This window comes from Streptomyces sp. NPDC058291 (assembly GCF_042880855.1).
GTDB lineage: Bacteria > Actinomycetota > Actinomycetes > Streptomycetales > Streptomycetaceae > Streptomyces.
Window position 1 is genome coordinate 34,162 of record NZ_JBHVYK010000042.1, and the last position, 19,774, is coordinate 53,935.

Consider the following 19,774-nt stretch of genomic DNA (forward strand, 5'->3'; position numbering starts at 1 on the left):
TCAATAGGTCTGGACCAGTGCGCGACAATAAACCCCGGACCGCCCTCCGGACGGCTCCCGCACGGCTTCCGGGCGGTCTACGGCTGATCCGCGGATGGCCCGCGGATGTCACTCGGGCCCGGTCTGCATGCCCAACTCCTGTGCCAGCACGGCTGCTTGGACCCTGCTGCGCAGCTCCAGCTTTCCCAGAAGCCGGCTCACGTGGGTCTTCACCGTCGCCTCCGCCATGTCCAGGCGCTCGGCGATCCCCGCGTTGGACAGCCCGCGGCCCAGGCAGGCCAGCACCTCGCGCTCCCGCCGGGTCAGCGAGTCGAGCGCGGCGGGACGCGCGGTCGCCGCGCGGACCGGCCGCGCGGCGAACTCGGCGATCAGACGACGGGTGACGGCCGGGGCGATCAGCCCCTCCCCGGCGGCCACCGTGCGGACCGCGGCCAGCAGATCCCTCGCTTCCGTGTTCTTCAGCAGGAACCCGGCCGCGCCCGCGCGCAGCGCACCGAACACGTACTCGTCGAGGTCGAAGGTGGTCAGCACCAGCACGTCGGCGAGGCCCTCCTCGACCACCTTCCGGGTCGCCGACACCCCGTCGAGACGCGGCATCTGAACGTCCATCAGCACCAGGTCGGGACGCAGCTCCCGGGCCAGCGCCACCGCCTGCTCGCCGTCCGCCGCCTCGCCGACCACCTCGATGTCGGGCGCGCTGCGCAGGATGAGGACGAGTCCCGCGCGGACGGCGGACTGGTCCTCGGCGACCAGGACACGGATGGCCGAGCTCATGCGGACTCTCCTTCGACGAGGGGCAGAACGGCGTGCACGCTCCAGCGCGAGCCCTCCGGACCGGCGGCGAACGTGCCGCCGAGCAGCGCCGCCCGCTCCCGCATCCCGACGAGCCCGGCGCCCGAGCCCGGGGCCCGTGGCCCGTCCCGGTGACCGTACGGACTGCGGACCCGCAGATCGAGGACGCCGTCGCGCTGGACGAGGTCGACGGTGACCCGGCCGGGACACGCGTGCTTGAGGGCGTTGGTCAGCGACTCCTGGACGATGCGGTAGGCGGCGAACTCGACGGGAGTGGGGACCGCGCCGTGATCGGCGTCGAGGCTGACGTCGAGTCCGTTGGCGCGGGCGCCGTCGACCAGAGCCCGCAGACCGTCGAGGGTGGGAGCGGCGGCCGGCTCACGGTCCCCGCTGCCGTCGCGCAGGATCCCGATCAGCCGCCGCATCTCCGCCAGCCCTGCCACGCTGTTCTCGCGGATGACGGTCAGGGCCTGCCTGGAGGTGTCCGGAGAGTCGAGCGAGAGGGCCGCCGTCGAGTGGATGGCGATCGCGGAGAGGTGGTTGGCGACCATGTCGTGCAACTCCCGCGCCATCCGCGCCCGCTCGGCCGTGACCGCCTGGGCGCGGTCCGCCTCGGCGAGCAGCGCGGTCTGCTGGGCCCGCAGCCGGGCGGCCTCGGCGGCGTCACGGTGATCGCGCACGATCCAGCCGGTGGCGGCCGGCCCGTACGCGACGATGCCCACGACCACGCCGATCAGCAGCGCCTCCGGCACCCGCCACACCGCGAACGGCACCAGCGTCCCCGCCACCGTGAGCAGCCCGGTGATCCACTGGATGCGGCGGGCGGAGGCGAGCGGGCCGTACAGGACGGCCGCGTACATGACGTCGGTGAACATCAGCACGGTGGACAGGCTGCCCTGGGTGACGACGTCCGCGGTGACTGCGACGGCGGCGACGATCACAGCCGTGCGCGGGGCCGCCCGGCGCAGCAGTTCGCAGCCGGCCATCACGGTGAGCGGCAGCAGCACCGGCCAGGGACCGTCGAAGACGGTGATCGGATCGTCGGAGCGCCGGGTGCCCAGTCCGATGGCCGCCAGGAGCAGGCCGCCGAGCAGTCCGCCGACCGCGACGCAGACGTCGAAACGGTGCGGCCGGGGCAGTCGTCGTGCGGGCATGCCCTCCATCCAACACGCCCCCCGCTCCGGGCGCCTGCTCCCCGGGGACGGTCCCGAACTGCATCTTTCGATGTACCGGCGGTTCGTCTTCGACGATGACGAAGGCGAGCCCGGGCGGCGGGAGCCTGGGAGGGTGACCGAGAGGAGCGAACCGTGATCGTCGCGCTGATCGTCGCCTGCGAGGTGGCTTTCTGGGTGCTGCTGGCCGCCGGGCCGGCCTTCCGGTATGTGTTCCGGATGCCGAGGACGGGCCTGGCCCTGCTGCTGTGCGAGCCGCTGCTGGAGGTCGTGCTGTTCGCCGTGACCGCGGTCGACCTCGAGAACGGCGCGGAGCCGGACTGGCGGCACGGCCTCGCCGCCGTCTACATCGGCTTCACCGTGGGCCTCGGCCCCTCCACGATCAGGTGGGTCGACGCCCGGGTCGCCCACCGTTTCGCCGGCGGCCCGCCGCCAGTGCGCCCGCCGAAGTACGGCACGGACCGCGCCGTTCACGAGTGGAAGGTCGCCGCCCGCTGGATCCTCGCCGCGCTGACCGCTGCCGCACTGCTCCAGGCGGCGGTCTGGTACGTCGGCGGGGACGGCGGGACCGACTCGCTGCGGGCGTGGCAGCAGCGGATGCTGTTCGTCGTCGGCGTCAACCTCGTCATCGCCGCGAGCTACACCCTCTTCCCGAAGAAGCGACCCAAGGGCGAACCGGAGCGGGAACCGGCCAACCTCGGCTAGCCCTTCGATCGTTCCGCCGCGCCCTGGGCGCACCCCGTCAGCGTTCGCCGCCCGGCACCCACAGCACGTCGCCCGTGGCCTTGTTGGCCGTGCGGGCCAGGATGAAGAGGAGGTCCGAGAGCCGGTTGAGGTAGGTGGCGGTCAGCGGGTTCATCGCCTCGCCGTGCGCCTCCAGCGCCGCCCAGGTGGAGCGTTCGGCCCGCCGGACGACCGTGCAGGCCTGGTGCAGCAGGGCCGCGCCCGGGGCGCCGCCGGGAAGGATGAACGACCGCAGCTTCTCCAGCCGCTCGTTGAAGCGGTCGCAGTCCGCCTCCAGCCGGTCCACGTAGAACTGCTCGACCCGCAGCGGCGGGTAGGCGGGGTCGTCCACCACCGGCGTGGACAGGTCCGCGCCCACGTCGAACAGGTCGTTCTGGACGCGGGTGAGGACCGCGACGAGCTCCTCGTCGAGCCCGCCCAGCGCGAGGGCCGTGCCGATGACCGCGTTCGCCTCGTTGGCGTCGGCGTACGCGGCGATCCGCAGGTCGGTCTTGGCGACCCGGCTCATGTCGCCGAGGGCGGTGGTGCCCTGGTCGCCGGTCCTGGTGTAGATGCGCGTCAGATTGACCATGCGGCCAATCTAGACCGTCCCCGGCGATGCGTTCCGTTCCCTTCGTCACTGCCCCGGGCCCGGGGTCACTTCCCGTCCAATCGGGGGGAATCGGACAGGATTTGACGACGTGACCGGCGTCTCACGCCCTGAGACGTGAAACGCGTTACTAACCGGTCACACAGCGCCTCACGACCGCTAATCTCCGGCCGAGAGGCATACGGACAGGTACCTGGACGGGCAACCGGACAGGCAGCCGGAACGGCTGCGCCGGATGGTTGAACGCCGGTGACATCGGACGCGTGAGCGGGCAGGGCTTCTACAGGCGCCACACCGCACAGGCCCCACGGGCCTCACCCCTGCGGGTGAATTCGGTATCGGTTCGCTCACAGACGGCAACCTCCGGCCGCTTCACGCAGTCAGAGGATGCAACGCACGACCGGACATCACACCGCGGAGCACGAGACGCACGCTTAGGGGAGCGCTATGCACATCAGGGGCGACCACGTCGAGCTGGTCGTCGGGGGCCGTCTCGACGTCCGCAGCGCGGCGGACGCCCGTACGGCCCTGCACACGGCCGTCGACGACGGAGTCGGCGACCTGGTGCTCGACCTGTCCGAACTGGACTCCTGGGACGCCACCGGACTCGGCGTCATCATGGGCGTCCACCGACGGGCGGGCCGCTGCGGCCGACGGCTGGTGCTGCGCGGCGTACCCCCGCAGATGCAACGCCTCCTGGTGGCCACCCGGCTGCACCGCATCCTCGCGATCGAGGGCGGCATCGGCGTGGAGTCGCTGCCCCGGGTGTGACCCGAGGGGGCCGTGGCCTGCGCGGGAAAGGCGTGACGGGCGCAATCCTCACGAGACCGTGACGCTTCGGGCCGCACGGCACCCCGGGCTGTCGCAGATACTGTGCGAAGGTTTACGGTTCGTCTGCCCGCCGCCTTCAGCCTCGAGCGGGCACCGGACCAGAAGCGACAGCGAAGTGTGCAGCAAGGCCGGGAGGGGCTACCGCCACACGACGCTCTTGGGGGCTCGAACCTATGGACCCGAACACGCGGGGACCCGAGGAGCACGGCCATGACAGCGACGGGAAAGCTCCGCGCTCGCGCCCTTCCAGGGATCCCCTCACACCCGACTTCGGCCAGCACCAGCCGGCCCTGGCCCGCACGGTGCGGCTCGTCGTCGGCGAACACCTGCTCACCGTCAACCCGGTGGACGGCAGCGAGATAGAACGGCGCCCGCCCGGGGCGCAGGGAACCGAACAGCCCGTCAAACGCACATCCGAACAGCGCGCCGAGGCCGAGCGCGCCGCCCGGCCGCCCGCGCCCTCCGGACCGGCCCGCTCCGCCCGGCCGCTCCAGGGCCGCCAGGACGAACGCGAACAACTGGTCCGCCTGCTCGCCCGCGGCCGTTCCGTCCGGGTCACCGGCGCCCCCGGCTCCGGCCGCACCAGCCTGCTCGACCTCGTCGCCGAGGACTGCGAGGACCTCGCCCCCGACGGCGTCGTCCGCCTCTCCGGCCTCAACCGCACCGCCTCAGACCTGCTGCACGACCTCTTCCACGCCGTCCACGACGCCCCCCGGCACCGTCCCGGGGACGACGAACTGCGCGCCCTCGTCCGCGAGGTCGGCGCGGTCGTCGTCGTCGACGACCTCGACCTCGGCGGCGCCGCCCTCGACGAGCTCCTCGACGCGACGCCCGAATGCGCCTTCCTCCTCGGCGCGGCCCCACACGCCCCGGCGCCCTCCGCGGAGTCCGCCGTCGAGGAGGTCGCCCTCACCGGGCTCGACCGCGCCGGCGGCGTCGAGGTCATCGAGCAGGCCGTCGGCCGCGTGCTCACCGAGGAGGAGGCCAACTGGGCCGGCGACCTCTGGTTCGAGTCCGAGGGGCTGCCGCTGCGGTTCGTCCAGGCCGGCGCCCTGCTCTCGCAGCGCGACCGGCTGCGCGCCGAGGCCGACGCCGTGGACGCGTTCGGCGTCTTCGAGGACGCCCGGCCGCGCACCGGCGCGGTCGACGCCGTCGCCGGGGCCGGCGAGGCGGAGGAGATACCCCTGCCCTCGCTCGGCGAGGCCGCCGCGCCCGCGCCGCTGCTCGCCGCCCGCCTCAGCGCCTCCGCCCGCGCCACGCTGCGCTTCGCCGTCGCCCTCGGCGGCGAGGTCCCGCACGAGGCCCATCTGCCGGCCCTGGTCGGAGACACCCACGCCGACGCGGCCCTCGGCGAGCTGGCCGCCTGCGGGCTCGTCTCCCCGGTCGGCGCCCGCTACCGGCTCGCCGTCGGCGTCCGGACCCAGCTGGAGGCCGCCGGATACGCCGACGACGTCGAGGCCCGCGCGCACACCGCCGCCCAGCACTACGCCTGGTGGGCCGGCCACCCCTCGGTCACGCCGGAGCGGGTGTGCGCCGAGGCCGACGCCGTGCTCGCCGCCCTCGCCGCCGTCGTCCCGGGCACGACCCGCCCCGTCGAGGGCGAGGAGGCCACCGCCGTCCGGCTCGCCCGCACCGCCGCGCCCGCGTTCGCCGCCGGCCTGCACTGGAGCGCCTGGGAGAGCGCCCTGCACGAGGGCGCCGAGGCCGCCCGACTGGCGGGCGAGTCCGCCGACCGCGCCTACTTCCACCACGAGATGGGCGTCCTCGCCCTGTGCACCGGTGACGTCGGCCGGGCCCGCTCCGAACTGGAGGCCTCCCTCGCCCTGCGCGGGGCCATCGCCGACAAGCGCGGAACCGTGGCCGGCCGCCGCGCCCTCGCCCTGGTCGCCGACGCGTCCGGCGACATCCCCGGCCTGGTGACGGCGGCGGCGATGCCGACGGACGGCGAGGAGACGCCCGCCGCGCGCCAGGAGGGGCCGGCGTCCCCGCCGCGCGGCATCCAGGCGGCGCTCCCGGCAGCCGCGCCGCGGACCGACACCCTCGTCGCCCGGCACGAGCCGTCCGGCCCGCCGGCCCGTAACCGGCACGACCGCGGCGGCCTGAAGGGCCTGGCCAAGCGCAATCTGGTCGCGGCCGGCGCAGGCGCGCTGCTCGTCGCCGTGCTCGGCACGGTGGTGACCCTCGGCGCGACGTCCGACAACGACGCCCACAACCCCTCCGACCGGGTAGGCGTCAACCCGACCGCCGACGCCGGCCAGAACGGCGACGACCTGAACTCCGAAACCCCCGGCGACGGCGGAGCCTCCTCCGGCGCGGGCGTGGCGACCAGCGCTCCGACCGACCCCGGTCCGGACGGCACGATGGGCACCTCGGACGACCCGACGCCGACGGGCACCGGGACGGGGACGCCCGAACCCTCCTCGGACGCCACCGGTTCGCCCGGCCCCGGGCACGGGGGCTCGCCGTCCGGCAGGCCCAGGCCTTCCTCGTCGCCGAGCACCACTCCCCAGCCTTCGACGTCGCCGTCCGCGTCACAGTCGGCGTCACCCACGCCGAGCGACTCCTCTTCGTCGACCCCGCCGCCCTCGGAGAGCGGGACGCCGACCGGCGCCACCTCGAACTCGGCGAGCAACTCCATGTCGTCCCCGCCGGGCAGCTCCCTCACCTCCGCCGGACCCGTCGGGGGCACCGGCCCGTCGGCGTCGCCGGACCAGGTGATCTGAGCCCACGGGCATGCGAGACGGGCCGGGTTCCCCTGCCAGGAACCCGGCCCGTCTCGTCGTGTACAGGCGGGACGCGGTCAGAACAGGCGCAGCTTGTCGTCCTCGATGCCGCGCAGGGCGTTGTAGTCGAGGACCGCGCAGCCGATGCCCCGGTCCGTGGCCAGCACCCGGGCCTGGGGCTTGATCTCCTGGGCCGCGAAGACGCCCCGCACCGGCGCGAGGTGCGGGTCGCGGTTCAACAGCTCCAGGTAGCGCGTCAGTTGCTCGACCCCGTCGATCTCGCCGCGCCGCTTGATCTCCACCGCGACGGTCTGCCCGTCCGCGTCGCGGCACAGGATGTCGACCGGCCCGATGGCGGTCATGTACTCGCGGCGGATGAGGGTGTAGCCCTCGCCGAGGGTCTCGATGCGGTCGGCGAGCAGCTCCTGGAGGTGCGCTTCCACGCCGTCCTTGATCAGGCCCGGATCGACGCCCAGTTCGTGCGACGAGTCGTGGAGGATCTCCTCCATCGTGATGATGAGCTTCTCGCCGCCCTTGTTGACGACGGTCCACACACCCTCGTCGTCGCCCGTTCCCTCCTTGAGCGTGCAGGGCGGCGACATCCAGTTCAAGGGCTTGTAGGCCCGGTCGTCCGCATGGATCGAGACGCTGCCGTCCGCCTTCACCAGGATCAGACGGGGGGCGGAGGGGAGATGGGCGGTGAGCCGGCCGGCGTAGTCGACGGAGCACCGGGCGATGACGAGACGCATGGGGCGCAACGCTATCCGACGCCCCCGCTCCCAAGCGATTCGCCCTGGAAAAAGATCGTTCGACGGGCACGCGACAGTGGCCGATTGTGTGCCCAACCGGGGTTCCCTATGTGCCCATTCTCCTGGTGCCGTCACGGTCCGTTGCCTACCGTAGTGAACGGGAGGTCGCGATGCGTGTACTCAGCGTGTGCGGTGTTTCGGCATGCGGACTCCCTTTCCCTGTCCGGCAACCCCTGTTGTCCTTGGGGGTGCGAGAGGAGTACCCATGTCGCTCGACGTCTCACCGGCCCTACTCGAACAGGCCGAGCGAGGCGAGGTCGACGAAGCAGAATTCGTCGACTGCGTCCGGACCTCCCTGCCCTACGCATGGGAGATGGTCAGCTCCCTGGTGGCCCAGCTGAAGGTGGACGGCGGAGACTTCGCCGACAACCAGACGCCCCCGCCGGACGAGCAGGCACGCGGCCAGTTGCTGCGCGCGCTCGCGAGTGACGCCATACGGGGTGCCCTGCAGCGGCACTTCGGTGTGCGGCTGGCGTTCCAGAACTGCCACCGGGTGGCGGTGTTCCCGTTGGGCTCGGCTGTCGACGAGAAGCTCAGCCGCTTCACCTCGGTCCGCAGCCAGGTGCTGAACCAGTCCCCGGAATTCCGGGACTGCTGAACCTGTGAAGCTGTCGCTTGCCGCTCCTGACGCGGGAGTTCCACAAGACACGGGAGCGGCAGGCCTCGCGGTCGGCTGGGCTGTTCACCGGAGGTGGGGGAGCACCTCCGAGCCCAGCCGCCGTACGTTCTCCTCCGTGGCCGCGAGGTCGCCGGAGCCCTCGACGAGCAGAGCGAAGCGCGAGATGCCGGTGCGCTCGCCGGTCGCCGCGAGGCGGTCGGCGCACAACCGCGGGGAGCCCACCGGGTGCAGCCCGCAGAGCAGTTCGGTGTACGCCACCGGGTCCCGCATGCTGCGGGCTCGGCCGTCCACCGTCACATGCGCGTCCAGGCCCTGCTTCAGCCAGCCCGGCATCGCCTTCACCAGCGTCTCCATCGCGTCCGTGCGACGGTCCGCGATCTGGCAGACGCCCGCCGAGACGTGTGCCGCGTCACGGATCTCGTCCCCGGAGCGCCCGGCGGCGCGCGCGCAGCGCCGCCACTGGGCGACCATCTCGGCCTTCTCCTCGTCCCCGACGTGCATCCCGAGCAGCATCGGCAGTCCGCGCTCGGCGGCCAGCCGCACGCTGGCCGGCGAGGTGCACGCCACGACGACCTCCGGCCCCGCCGCGTCGGTCAGGGCCTCCGACGGCCTGGGCACCACGGGGACCTCGCGGAAGCGGAAACGCTCGCCGTCCGCTCCCACCGAAGGCTCGCGCAGCCAGCGCAGCAGCAGATCCAGGGACTCGGGGAACCCCCGCTCGTACGCCGCCAGACCGGAGCCGAACACCTCCAGGTCGACCCACGGCCCGCCGCGGCCCACGCCCAGCGAGAAGCGGCCGCCGCTCGTCAGGTGCAGCAGGGCGGCCTGCTCGCCGAGGGCCACCGGGTGGACGGTGGGCAGCACGCTGACCGCAGTGCCGACCCGGATCCGCCGGGTGCGGCCCAGCAGCAGGGCGGCGAGCGTGACCGCCGACGGGCACGTGCCGTACGGCACGAAGTGGTGCTCGGCCAGCCAGACCGAGTCCAGACCCGCCTCCTCGGCCACCTCGGCCGAACGGACGGCACGGTGCAGCGCCTCTCCCTGGCCCTGGCCGGGGAACTGGGCTCCCAACACGAAACTTCCGACACGCATGGACATTCCCGCTTCCTTGGCTCCCGACGCGGAGCTCCCCCGCTGGGCATAACCGTCCGACACGTGCCGAGGACACGGCCTGGCGAAGGGATTTGCGGATTGTCTGCAGAATGCGGCGTCCGGCAGGGCGACTTGCGGGGCGGCCGACCCACGGGGAGCCCGGTCCGGGCCGCGTACGCTGGACGCCGAGCCCGCTTCCTGTATAGCCCCGTGAGGTGTCCCGTGTCCCCGCGTCGCAACCGACCCAAGGGTGAGAGCTCGTCCGGCCGGAGCGCCGAGGACGACTCCGCGAGCCGTTACGGCGGCTGGCAGTCGGCGGAGGCCTGGCAGGGCGAGCGGTGGAGCGTGCGGCACGTGGCCGGTTCGAGCGCGCAGGGCAAGGCGTACCGGTGCCCCGGCTGCGACCAGATGATCCCCGACGGCGTCCCGCACGTCGTCTCCTGGCCCGAACACGCGGGCGTCGACGACCGCCGGCACTGGCACAAGGCGTGCTGGAACGCACGGGACCGCCGCACCCCGGGGGTGCGGCGGTCCCGTCACGCGCCGAGGTTCTAGCCCCGGACCCGGCGGATCGGCCCGGCCTCGCGGGGGTCAGACGTCCCGCTTCTCCAGCAGGGCGAAGGCGGCGCCGAGGGCGACGGCGGTCACGCCCAGCGCGATCCACAGCGGGTCCCAGCCGCTCGGGCCGCTCTCGCTGAGCGAGGTCGAGTAGAAGACGCTCATCTGGTTCGGGATCGAGTACTCGAACAGGGCCTGGCGCAGGTTCTCCAGCGAGGACGAGAACATGAAGATCGCGATGACCAGCGGGGCCAGCAGGAGGCCGATCATGACGGTGATCGCGCCGGCCGAGTGCCGGATGATCGAACCGACGGCCAGCGAGAGCAGCCCGAGCAGCGCGACGTAGAGGGACACGCCGAAGGTGGCCTTCAGCCACTCCTCGCCGGTCGGCTGCCGGGCCTCGCTCAGCATCCCCACGTGGACGAGGGCGACGAGGCCGGACGACAGGAGCGTCACCCCGAAGGCGACGGCGAAGAAGACGACGGCCTTCGCCGCGAGGACCCGGCCGCGCGACGGACAGGCCACCATGGTCGTGCGGATCATGCCGGTGCCGTACTCCGAGGCCGTGGTCAGCACGCCCAGCGTGATGACGCACATGCTGCCCAGCAGCAGCCCGAAGAACCCGAACGACAGGGCGGTCTCGCCCGCGAGGTCGCTCTCGGAGGCGTTCGCGGCGACCACCGCGCCGGCCAGCAGGCCGATGCCGACGACCAGGAGCACGAACACGCCCAGCGTCCACATCGTGGAGCGCACCGACCGGATCTTGGTCCACTCCGAGGCGACGGCGTGCCCGAGGTGGGTGCGCACGATCGGGATCGGCGAGGTGTAGCCGGGGCCGGCCGGTGCGTACGAGGGACCGGGCGCGCCCTGCCAGGCGGGCGCGGTCTGCGGCGACTGGTGCTGCGGGGTGCTCATCGGGCGTCCTCGGACTTTTTGGTCGGGTCGGCGTCGGGGGCGGGGGTGGCGGGGACGGCCGGGGCCTGTGCCGGGGCGGGCGCCGGGGCCTGGCTCGCCGCCGGGGCGGGCTGGGCCGGTGCCTGGGCCTGTGCCGGGGCGGTCGGCTGCGCGGGCGCCGCGTACGGGTTGGCTCCGCCGGGGCCGGGAGCCGCCCCGGGCGCGCCGGGAGCGCCGTACGCCCCGTAGGGGGCCGTCGGGGCGGGCTGCGGGGGCCCGTAGCCCTGCTGCGGGGGCGGCGGGGCGTACCAGCCCGGCTGGCCCTGGCCCGGCACGGGCATCGGCGGCTGCGCGCCGGGCGGCAGCGGCTGCTGCAGCCCGGCCTTCTGGTCGACGGTCGACCGGTAGTCGACGGCCCCCTGCGTCATCCGCATGTACGCCTCCTCCAGCGAGGCCTGGTGCGGCGACAGCTCCCACAGGCGTACGTCGGAGTCGTGGGCGATGTCGCTGATGCGGGGCAGCGGCAGACCGGTCACCCGCAGCGCGCCGTCCTGCTCGGGCAGCACATGGCCGCCGGCCTCGGTGAGCGCCGAGGCCAGCTTCTCGCGCAGCTGCGGGTCGGTGTGCGGGGTGCGCACGCGCGCGAAGTCGGCGGAGTTGGCCGAGATGAAGTCGGTCACGCTCATGTCGGAGAGCAGCTGTCCGCGGCCGATGACGATCAGGTGGTCCGCGGTCAGCGCCATCTCGCTCATCAGGTGGGACGAGACGAACACCGTGCGCCCCTCGGCGGCCAGCGACTTCATCAGGTTGCGCACCCACAGGATGCCCTCGGGGTCGAGACCGTTGACGGGCTCGTCGAAGAGCAGCACCTGCGGGTCGCCGAGCAGCGCGGCCGCGATGCCGAGCCGCTGGCCCATGCCCAGGGAGAACCCCTTGGAGCGCTTTTTGGCCACGTCCTGGAGGCCGACGACGCCGAGCACCTCGTCGACCCGGCGGGCCGGGATACCCGACAGCTGGGCCAGGCACAGCAGGTGGTTGCGGGCGTGCCGGCCTCCGTGCACCGCCTTGGCGTCGAGCAGGGCGCCCACCTGGCGGGCCGCGTTCGGCAGCCTGCGGTACGGATAGCCGCCGATCGTGACCGAGCCCGCGGTCGGATTGTCCAGGCCGAGGATCATCCGCATGGTCGTCGACTTGCCCGAGCCGTTCGGTCCGAGGAAACCCGTCACGGCGCCGGGCCGTACCTGGAAGGAAAGGTTGTGAACAGCGGTCTTGTCGCCGTAGCGCTTGGTCAGGCCGACTGCTTCGATCATGCTCCGCACCCATCGAAAGGATCAGGACAGCAGGGCGCACGCCCCCGTAAGGGTTAGGAGGATATCGGGGCGCTGACGGTTCCGCTCAAATGAAAGCAAAGACCGAAGCGTCAGGCGTCACGTTTCTTCAGCAGCAGATAACCGCCCGCCAGCGCGGCGACCACCCAGAGCGCCATGATGGCGAACCCGCCCCAGGGCCCGTACGGGGTGTCGTCGTCGATCGGCGTCACCACCCGCATGATCCTGCTGCCGGCCTGGTCGGGCAGGTACCGGCCGATCTTCTTCGTCGCCGAGACGTTGCCGAGGATGTTCGAGATCAGGAAGAAGAACGGCATCAGGATGCCGAGCGACAGCATCGGCGAGCGCAGCATCGTCGCCACACCCATGGAGAACACCCCGATGAGGGTCATGTACAGGCCACCGCCGATGACCGCCCGCAGGACCCCGCTGTCCTCGATCGACGCCCGGTGGGAGCCGAGCATGGCCTGCCCGAGGAAGAACGTGACGAAGCTGGTGACGAGCCCGACGGCCAACGCCAGCCCGCCGGCCACGGCGATCTTGCTGAACAGGAAGGCGCCGCGCTGCGGCACCGCGGCCAGCGAGGTGCGGATCATGCCGGTGCTGTACTCGTTCGACACGACCAGCACCCCGAACACGATCATCGCGAGCTGGCCGAGGCTCATCCCGGCGAAACTGACGAACGTGGGGTCGAAGGAGATCCGGTCGTTGCGGCTCATGTGGTCGAAGTCGTTGTCCGACAGCGCCGAGATCAGCATGCCGAGGGCGACCGTGACGACCACCGCGAGGGAGAGCGTCCACACCGTCGACGCCACCGAGCGGATCTTGGTCCATTCGGACCGGATGACCTGGTTCGCCGCCATCGTCAGCTCCTCGTCCAGTCGTCGCCCCACTGCTGCTGTCGTGGCGGCGCGTCGGCGTGTGCGTCCGGGTACGCGTCCACGTGCGGGTCCGTGTGCGCGTGGTACTCCACCGACTCCGCGGTCAGCTGCATGAACGCCTCCTCCAGCGAGGCCTGTTGCGGACTCAGCTCGTGCAGCACGATGTGGTGCTGCGCGGCCAGCTCCCCGATGTGCTCGGGCTTGCCGCCGTCCACCTCCAGCGAGCCGTTGCCGGTCTCCACGACGGTGATCCCGGCGCCGTGCAGGACGTCGAGCAGCCGCTCGCGCTGCGGGGTGCGGATCCGCACGTAGGACCGCGAGTTCTGCGCGATGAAGTCGGCCATGGAGGTGTCGGCGAGCAGCCGGCCCTGCCCGATCACCACGAGATGGTCGGCCGTCAGCGCCATCTCGCTCATCAGATGGGAGGAGACGAACACCGTCCGTCCCTGCGCGGCCAGCGATTTCATCAGGGTGCGGATCCAGTGGATGCCCTCGGGGTCGAGCCCGTTGACCGGCTCGTCGAACATCAGGATCCGCGGATCGCCCAGGAGCGCTCCCGCGATGCCCAGCCGCTGGCCCATGCCCAGCGAGAACCCCTTGGCCTTCTTCCTCGCCACCGCCGTCAGACCGACGGTGTCCAGCACCTCGTGCACCCGGCTGCGCGGGATGCCGTTGCTCTGCGCCAGGCACAGCAGATGGTTGAAGGCACTGCGCCCGCCGTGCACCGCCTGGGCGTCCAGCAGCGCGCCGATGAACTTCAGCGGGTCCTTGAGTCGGTCGTAGTGCTGCCCGTCGATCCGCACGTCCCCGGCGGACGGCCGGTCCAGGCCCAGCATCATCCGCATGGTGGTGGACTTGCCGGCGCCGTTCGGACCGAGGAAGCCCGTGACGATGCCCGGTCTGACGGTGAAGGTGAGGTCGTTCACCGCCACCTTCTCGCCGTACCGCTTCGTCAGGCCCTCGAGCTCGATCATGCGGCCACGCTAAAGCGCGACAAAGCCCTCTGCCACCGGAGTGGCAAAGGGCTTCACCGATGTTCGGACGCCGTACTCCCGGACGTTACCGGGACTGCTGCGCCGGAACCCCACGGGAGATCGGCTCGTCGTCCGTGGACGGCGTGCCGGCCGCGGCCACCGCGGCGCCGGTCAGCGTGGCGAGCATCTCGCGGACGTTCGTCAGCTGAGCGTTGATCGAGTCGCGGCGGTTGGTGAGAGCCGCCAGCTCGCGCTCCGATTCCGAACGGATGCGGTCGGCCTTCGCGTTGGCGTCGGCCACGATGTCCTCGGCCTGGCGCTGCGCCGTCTCGACGGTCTGACGCGCGCGACGCTCGGCGTCGGTGCGCAGCTTCTCGGCCTCCAGGCGCAGCTGCTCGGCGCGGTGCTCGATCTCCGCGAGACGCTTCTCCGCCTTCTGCTGACGGGACGCGAGATCGCGCTCCGACTGCTCGCGGCGCTTGGCCAGGTTGGTCTCGAAGTCGGCGGCGGCCTGCGCGGCCTTCGCGCGGGTCTCCTCGAAGAGGGCGTCGGCCTCCTCACGCTTCGACTGCGCGTCCTTCTGCGCCTCGGAACGCAGCTGCGACGCGTCGCTCTTGGCCTTCTCGACGATCCGGACGCCCTCGTCCTCGGACTTGGCCTTGCGCTCCGCAGCGAACGATTCCGCGTCGTTGCGCACCTGCTGGGCCGCGGACTCCGCCAGCTCACGGTGCTGCTCGGCCGCGCGACGGGCCTCCTCGCGCAGGTCCTTGGCCTCTTCCTCGGCGAGGCGGAGGATCTTCTCGACACGCGCGCCGAGACCGGCGTACGACGGCTCCGCGTCGCTTACCTGAGCCTGGGCGTTCTGCGTCTCGAGGTGGAGCTCCTCGATGCGCTTTTCCAGAGCAGTGATACGGGCCAGAGCGCTGTCACGGTCGGAGACGAGCTTCGAGATGCGTTCGTCCACCTGAGCGCGGTCGTACCCACGCCGCACAAGCTCGAAGCCGTAGGGGGAAGTGTCGCTCATGGGGTTCCTGTCGAATGAGACCGGTGAGGTGATAGGTGGAATCCTAGGGGCCTTTGCGGTGTGTCATCGAGCGTATGCGTGTTTGATCTGGAGAATGACACCCCTTTTGGGTGGCTCGGCGGCGGACCGCTTGCCAACGGTCCACTCAAAGGCCCAAGACTTTAACGCACTTCACACATTTCGCTAGCCGTCCGAGGACTTCCCACCCGATCGGGGGGCTCCGATGGCGGCACCCGCCTTGACACCGCCGTCCTTGCCCCCGGCCGGCGCCTCGAACGACTCCAGCGCCTCCAGCACGTCCTGGACCCGTGAGATCTCGGCGTTGATGTCCTCGCGCCGGCGCACCAGGACCTCCAGCTCGCGCTTGCCCTCCTCGACCGTGCGCCGCGCCTCGCGGATCGCCTCGGCCTTGAGCTCCTCGGCCTCGCGCACCAGCGTCGACTTCTTCTGCTCGGCCTCCTTGAGCAGCCCCTCGGCCTTCTTCACTGCGGCGATACGGACCTTGCCGGCCTCGGAGTTGGCGTCCGACACCAGCTCCCTCGCCTTGGCCTGCGCCTTGGCGAGCTGCTCCTCGGCCGCCTTGATGAGCGCGTCGCAGCGGTCCCCGGTCGACCTCATCGTCTCGGCGGCCTCGCGGCGGGCCCGCTCGTGCAGCGCCTCGATCTCGCTGGTGATGCGGTCGCGCAGTTCCTCCGCCCGCTCCCTTATCGCGGTGGCGTCCCGACGGGCGCCGACCAGCAGCTCGTCGGCGTCCGTACGCGCCTTCTCCACCCGGGAGTTGCCCTCGACGGTCGCCTCGGAGACCAGCCGCTCCGCCTCGCTGCGGGCCGCACCGACCATCGAGTCGGCCTGCGCCTCCGCGTCCGCGGTGGTCTTCTGCGCCTGCTGCTGCGCCTCGGTGAGCAGCTTGTCCGCCTCGGCCGCGGTCTCCGTGATGAGGGTGTCGACCTGCTCGGCCGCCTCGGAACGCCGCTTGTTGGCCTCCTTGCGGGCCTCGTCCAGCGTCGAGTCGGCCTCCTCGCGGGCCACGCTCATCAGGCGGTCGGCCTCCGCGGCCGCCTCCGCCTTGACGCGCTCCGCCTCGGCCCGGATCCGCTCCGCGTGCTGCTGCGCGGACCCGACCGTCTCGGCTGCCTCCGCCCGCAGCCGCTCGGCGTCGCCGGACGCGTCCGAGATCAGCTTCTCCGCCTTCGCGATCGACTCCGCCCGCAGCCGCTCGGCCTCCGCGACCGTCTCGGACTGCAGCCGCTCGGCCTCGGCGACCGTCTCGTTCTGCAGGCGCTCCGCCTCGTTGCGCGCCTCGGTGATGAGGGTGTCCGCCTGCGTCGCCGCGTCCGAACGGATGCGGTTGGCGTCGTCGCGGGCGTCCGCCCGGGTGCGCGACGCGTCCTGGTCGGCCTGCGCGATGGCGTCCGAGACCTCGGTGCGTACCCGCTGGGCGTGCGCGGACGCCTCCGAGCGCAGCCGCTCCGCCTCGGCGATCGCCTCGCCGACGGTCCGCTCGGCCAGCTCCTGAGCGGCCTGAGACGCCTCGTTCGCCTCGCGCCGGACCCGGCCCGCGTCCTCGGCGGCCCGCTCCCGCTCGGCGTAGGCGTCGGCGCGGACCCGGTCCGCCTCCTCCTCGGCCTCGCGCCGGGAGCGGTCCGCCGCGTGCTCGGCGGCGGAGCGCAGCCCGGTGATCTCCTCCTGGGCCTGCTCGTGCAGCCCGGCCACCGAGTCGCGCACCTGCTGCGCGTGCTGCTCGGCCGCCGACACCATCTCGGTGGCACGCCGGTCCGCCTCCTCGACCAGGCGGACGGCCTCGGTCTGCGCCTCCTCCACGCGCTTGCGGGCGGAGGCCAGCAGCTCCTCGCTCTGCTCGCGGGCCCGCTCGCGTTCCTGGCCGGCCTCCTGGCGGGCGGAGCCGAGGAGGTCCTCGGCCTCGCGCCGGCGCCGGACGGCCTCCTCCTGCGCGGCGGCCAGTGTCTCGGACGCCTCCGCGGCCAGCCGCTCGGCGGCGGCCTGCGCCTCCGCGCGCACCCGGTCCGCGGTGTCCTGCGCCTCCGACTTCAGCCGCTCCGCCTCGGCGGCGGCCTCGGAACGCAGCCGTACGGCGACGGCCTCGCCCTCGGCGCGCGAGGCGGACGCGTCGGCCGCGGCCTCGTTGCGCAGCCGGTCGGCCTCCGCGTCGGCCTGCTGCTGCAGGGAACGGATCCGCTCCGCGGCCTCCGAGCGCAGCCGGTCGGTCTCCTCGGCGGCCTCGCGGCGGATCCGCGCGGCCTCCTCCCGGGCGTCCGTCAGCGCCTGCTCGGCGGAGGCGAGGCGGGCCTCCGCCTCCGTCTGCAGCCGGGTCAGCTCCTCGGCGGCCTCCGCCTGCCGCGCCTCGATCGCCCGCTCGGTCTCCTCGCGCAGCTCGCGCGCGGCCTGCTCGGCGTTGGAGGTGATGGTCTCGGCGAGCTCCACCGCCTCCTCGCGGGAGCGCTCGGCCTCCGCGCGAGTGCGCTCCAGGACCTCGGCGGCCTGCCGGCGCAGGGCGGTGGCGCGCTCGATGGCCTCGGTGCGCACCTTCTCGCTGTCCGAGGTGGCCTTCTGGCGCAGCTCGTCCGCGTCGGCCTTCGCCTTGGACAGCAGCTCCTCGGCGGACCGGGCCGCCTCCTCGATCTGCTGGACGGCCTCCCTGCGGGCCTCGCCGCGGATCTTCTCGCCCTCGGCGACCGCGTCGGCGCGCAGCTGCTCGGCCTCGCCGCGCAGCCGGCGGGCCTCCTCCTGCAGCTCGACCGTCTTGGCGCGGTACTCCTTGGTGTCGTCCTTCGCCGAGCCCTTGAGCTGCTCGGCGATGTCGTGCGCCTCGGCGCGCAGCCGGTCGGCCTCGGTCTCCGCCTCGCGGCGGATCCGCTCGGCCTCCTCGGCGGCGGCCTTCGTGGTGCGCTGGGCGTCCTCCTGCGCCTTGTTGAGGACGTCCTCGGCGGTCTTCGCCGCCTTCGACAGCTGGGTGGCGCTCTCCTCGGCGGTGAGCGTGCGGGCCTTCTCCGAGGCCTCCGCGACGATCTTCTCGGCCTCGGCGCGGGCGTCGGCGACGAGCTGCTCGGCGTCCGCCTTGGTGGTCTCGGCCTCCTTGGTGGCCTCGCTGACCAGCCGGGCGACCTGCTCCTTGGCCGTACGGGTGCGCTGCTCCTTGGCCGCCTCCGCGCCGGCCAGCGCCTTCTCGGCGGCGGCCTTCGCCTCCGCGAGCACCTTGTCCGCCTCGGCCTGCGCCTTGCGCAGCGCCTCCTCGGCCTCGGACATGCGCTGCTCGGCGGCGCGGCTGAGCTCGCCGGCCTGGCGGCGGGCGGCGTCGGACTCCGTGACCGTGGAGGTGCGCAGCTGCTCCGCGTGGTCGCTGGCCTCCTGGGCCTGGGCGGAGGCGGCGTTCAGCAGCCGCTCGGCGTCGGTGCGGGCGCGCAGCAGCAGCTGCTCGGCCTCCGCGCGGGCCGCCTCGGCGTCGGCCTGGAGCCGCTGGCGCGCCTCCGAGGCGACCCGCTCGGCCTCGGCGCGGGCCGTGGCCAGGGCCTGCTCGGCCTCCGCCCGCGACTCGTCGAGCAGCCGGCGGGCCTGCGCCTCGCTGCGGGCGCGCAGCTGTTCGGCCCAGGCCACGTTCTCGTTAACGTGCGACTCGACGTTCTGCCGGCGCTCGGCGAGCTCCTGATCGAGCTGCTGGCGGCGGGTGACCGCCTCCTGGTGCAGCTCCGCCTGCAGCCGGGCCGCCTGCTCGGCGTGCTCCTGCAGGATCCGCTGGGTCTGCGCCCGCACCTGGCTGAGCTCGCGCTCGGCGTCCTGGCGCAACTGGTCGGCCTGCATCTGCGCGTTGCGCAGCAGCTGTTCGGCCTGGTACCCGAGGTCGCCGCCGTCGAAGGCGGGCCGGGACATGATGGTGCGACGCGCCTCGTGCAACTTGGCGCGCAGCACCTCGACCTGGTAGCCGAGGTCCTCGGCGTGCTGAATCGCCTTTTCCCGCTCGGTCTTCAGCCGCTTCATCTCGGCTTCGAACCGAGTCAGGTGGTCGACGTCAGCCGCCGGTTCCCGCTCCTGGCTCTCGTAGCCCCGCACTGCGCGGTCCCATCCGTCCCTGGTCGCAAGCTTCCCGAACGAGCTCCGTCCATCCGCCGAACGGGGCTCCCGGGGAATGGTGTCAGATCAACGACGGAGCATGGGCTGCTGCCCCGACGCTCGTCCCCCGACACCCGGACCCCGGCTGCGTCCCGCCGCCGTGCGGCAGGACCGGGTCGCCCCGGTGTGAGCGGCGACCGAGCCCAACCCTACCGGCCCATATGTACGAGGGTCAGTGCTCAGGTGACTCAACCGGGGCCGATGTGACCAGTTCTGTCAGTACTCCGTGGCAATCCTTGGGGTGCAGGAAGGTGATTCGTGACCCCATGGAGCCGCGTCGGGGCTCTTCGTACAGAACGCGTACGCCCTTGGAGCGGATGTCCGCGGCGTCGCCGTCCACATCCGCCGTACCGAAGGCGATGTGGTGGACGCCCTCGCCGTTCTTGGCGAGCCACTTGCCGACGGCGGAGTCCTCCCGCGTCGGCTCGAGGAGCTGCAGGTAGGAGGCGCCCCCGTCGGACGTTTCGTTGATCTTGAGCATGGCCTCGCGCACGCCCTGCTCCTCGTTGACCTCGGAGTGGTACACCTCGAAGCCATAGGTGGAACGGTAGAACTCGACGGTCGCGTCGAGGTCGTGGCAGGCGATCCCGATGTGGTCGATTCGCGTCAGCATGGTGTC

The 19,774-nt window shown here is 72.6% G+C and carries 17 protein-coding genes; 5 read left to right on the forward strand and 12 right to left on the reverse strand.

Going from position 1 to position 19,774, the window contains the following annotated elements; all coding sequences use genetic code 11:
- Nucleotides 1–108 precede the first annotated feature (108 nt).
- Together ACFVYK_RS21585 and ACFVYK_RS21590 are read right to left on the reverse strand one after the other, a co-directional pair.
- Entirely contained in the window at nucleotides 109–774 is a 666-nt protein-coding gene (locus ACFVYK_RS21585; protein WP_389776310.1) for a response regulator, read from the reverse strand.
- On the reverse strand, nucleotides 771–1,946 hold the full coding sequence (locus tag ACFVYK_RS21590) for a sensor histidine kinase (RefSeq protein ID WP_389776313.1): 1,176 nt from the start codon (nucleotides 1,944–1,946) through the stop codon (nucleotides 771–773). The genes ACFVYK_RS21585 and ACFVYK_RS21590 overlap by 4 nt, the downstream gene beginning before the upstream one ends.
- A gap of 153 nt (nucleotides 1,947–2,099) precedes the next feature.
- On the opposite strand from ACFVYK_RS21590, the gene ACFVYK_RS21595 reads away from it, so the two are divergent.
- Complete coding sequence (locus tag ACFVYK_RS21595; protein ID WP_389776315.1) at nucleotides 2,100–2,669, forward strand: hypothetical protein; 570 nt, start codon at nucleotides 2,100–2,102, stop codon at nucleotides 2,667–2,669.
- A 37-nt stretch (nucleotides 2,670–2,706) separates the two neighbouring features.
- Here ACFVYK_RS21595 and ACFVYK_RS21600 read toward each other — a convergent pair whose 3' ends face one another.
- A complete protein-coding gene (locus ACFVYK_RS21600; protein WP_389776318.1) occupies nucleotides 2,707–3,279 on the reverse strand; it encodes a cob(I)yrinic acid a,c-diamide adenosyltransferase in 573 nt (190 codons plus the stop codon).
- A 465-nt stretch (nucleotides 3,280–3,744) separates the two neighbouring features.
- Here ACFVYK_RS21600 and ACFVYK_RS21605 point away from each other — a divergent pair, with 465 nt between their 5' ends.
- Nucleotides 3,745–4,068 carry an STAS domain-containing protein gene (locus ACFVYK_RS21605; protein WP_020131168.1) on the forward strand — a complete coding sequence of 108 codons (324 nt, stop codon included), beginning with the start codon at nucleotides 3,745–3,747 and terminating at the stop codon, nucleotides 4,066–4,068.
- A gap of 233 nt (nucleotides 4,069–4,301) precedes the next feature.
- Nucleotides 4,302–6,851 carry an ATP-binding protein gene (locus tag ACFVYK_RS21610; protein ID WP_389776320.1) on the forward strand — a complete coding sequence of 850 codons (2,550 nt, stop codon included), beginning with the start codon at nucleotides 4,302–4,304 and terminating at the stop codon, nucleotides 6,849–6,851.
- A 77-nt stretch (nucleotides 6,852–6,928) separates the two neighbouring features.
- Here ACFVYK_RS21610 and nucS read toward each other — a convergent pair whose 3' ends face one another.
- Entirely contained in the window at nucleotides 6,929–7,600 is a 672-nt protein-coding gene (gene nucS, locus ACFVYK_RS21615; RefSeq protein WP_389776322.1) for an endonuclease NucS, read from the reverse strand.
- Between the two features lie 265 nt (nucleotides 7,601–7,865).
- Here nucS and ACFVYK_RS21620 point away from each other — a divergent pair, with 265 nt between their 5' ends.
- Nucleotides 7,866–8,258, forward strand: a complete 393-nt coding sequence (locus ACFVYK_RS21620; RefSeq protein ID WP_389776324.1) for an SCO5389 family protein — start codon at nucleotides 7,866–7,868, stop codon at nucleotides 8,256–8,258.
- Between the two features lie 84 nt (nucleotides 8,259–8,342).
- Here ACFVYK_RS21620 and ACFVYK_RS21625 read toward each other — a convergent pair whose 3' ends face one another.
- Nucleotides 8,343–9,371: an LLM class flavin-dependent oxidoreductase gene (locus tag ACFVYK_RS21625; RefSeq protein ID WP_389776368.1), complete on the reverse strand. Its 1,029-nt coding sequence runs from the start codon at nucleotides 9,369–9,371 to the stop codon at nucleotides 8,343–8,345.
- A 222-nt stretch (nucleotides 9,372–9,593) separates the two neighbouring features.
- Between ACFVYK_RS21625 and ACFVYK_RS21630 the strand changes: the two genes are divergently transcribed.
- On the forward strand, nucleotides 9,594–9,926 hold the full coding sequence (locus ACFVYK_RS21630; RefSeq protein WP_389776326.1) for an ATP/GTP-binding protein: 333 nt from the start codon (nucleotides 9,594–9,596) through the stop codon (nucleotides 9,924–9,926).
- 36 nt (nucleotides 9,927–9,962) lie between these two features.
- On the opposite strand, the gene ACFVYK_RS21635 is transcribed toward ACFVYK_RS21630, so the two are convergent.
- The 7 genes from ACFVYK_RS21635 to mce form a co-directional block, all read right to left on the reverse strand.
- Entirely contained in the window at nucleotides 9,963–10,844 is an 882-nt protein-coding gene (locus tag ACFVYK_RS21635; protein ID WP_389776328.1) for an ABC transporter permease subunit, read from the reverse strand.
- A complete protein-coding gene (locus tag ACFVYK_RS21640; RefSeq protein ID WP_389776330.1) occupies nucleotides 10,841–12,133 on the reverse strand; it encodes an ABC transporter ATP-binding protein in 1,293 nt (430 codons plus the stop codon). Before ACFVYK_RS21640 ends, ACFVYK_RS21635 begins: the two co-directional genes overlap by 4 nt.
- A gap of 110 nt (nucleotides 12,134–12,243) precedes the next feature.
- Nucleotides 12,244–13,014, reverse strand: a complete 771-nt coding sequence (locus tag ACFVYK_RS21645) for an ABC transporter permease (protein WP_389776332.1) — start codon at nucleotides 13,012–13,014, stop codon at nucleotides 12,244–12,246.
- A gap of 2 nt (nucleotides 13,015–13,016) precedes the next feature.
- Nucleotides 13,017–14,006, reverse strand: coding sequence for an ABC transporter ATP-binding protein (locus ACFVYK_RS21650; protein ID WP_389776335.1), 990 nt, complete (start codon nucleotides 14,004–14,006; stop codon nucleotides 13,017–13,019).
- A gap of 85 nt (nucleotides 14,007–14,091) precedes the next feature.
- The gene (locus tag ACFVYK_RS21655) at nucleotides 14,092–15,030 is read right to left on the reverse strand and encodes a cellulose-binding protein (protein ID WP_020131158.1); all 939 of its coding nucleotides are present in this window, start codon (nucleotides 15,028–15,030) and stop codon (nucleotides 14,092–14,094) included.
- 183 nt (nucleotides 15,031–15,213) lie between these two features.
- Nucleotides 15,214–19,095, reverse strand: a complete 3,882-nt coding sequence (gene scy, locus ACFVYK_RS21660; RefSeq protein ID WP_389776337.1) for a polarized growth protein Scy — start codon at nucleotides 19,093–19,095, stop codon at nucleotides 15,214–15,216.
- A 232-nt stretch (nucleotides 19,096–19,327) separates the two neighbouring features.
- Nucleotides 19,328–19,768: a methylmalonyl-CoA epimerase gene (gene mce, locus ACFVYK_RS21665; RefSeq protein WP_389776340.1), complete on the reverse strand. Its 441-nt coding sequence runs from the start codon at nucleotides 19,766–19,768 to the stop codon at nucleotides 19,328–19,330.
- Between the last annotated feature and the right edge of the window lie 6 nt (nucleotides 19,769–19,774).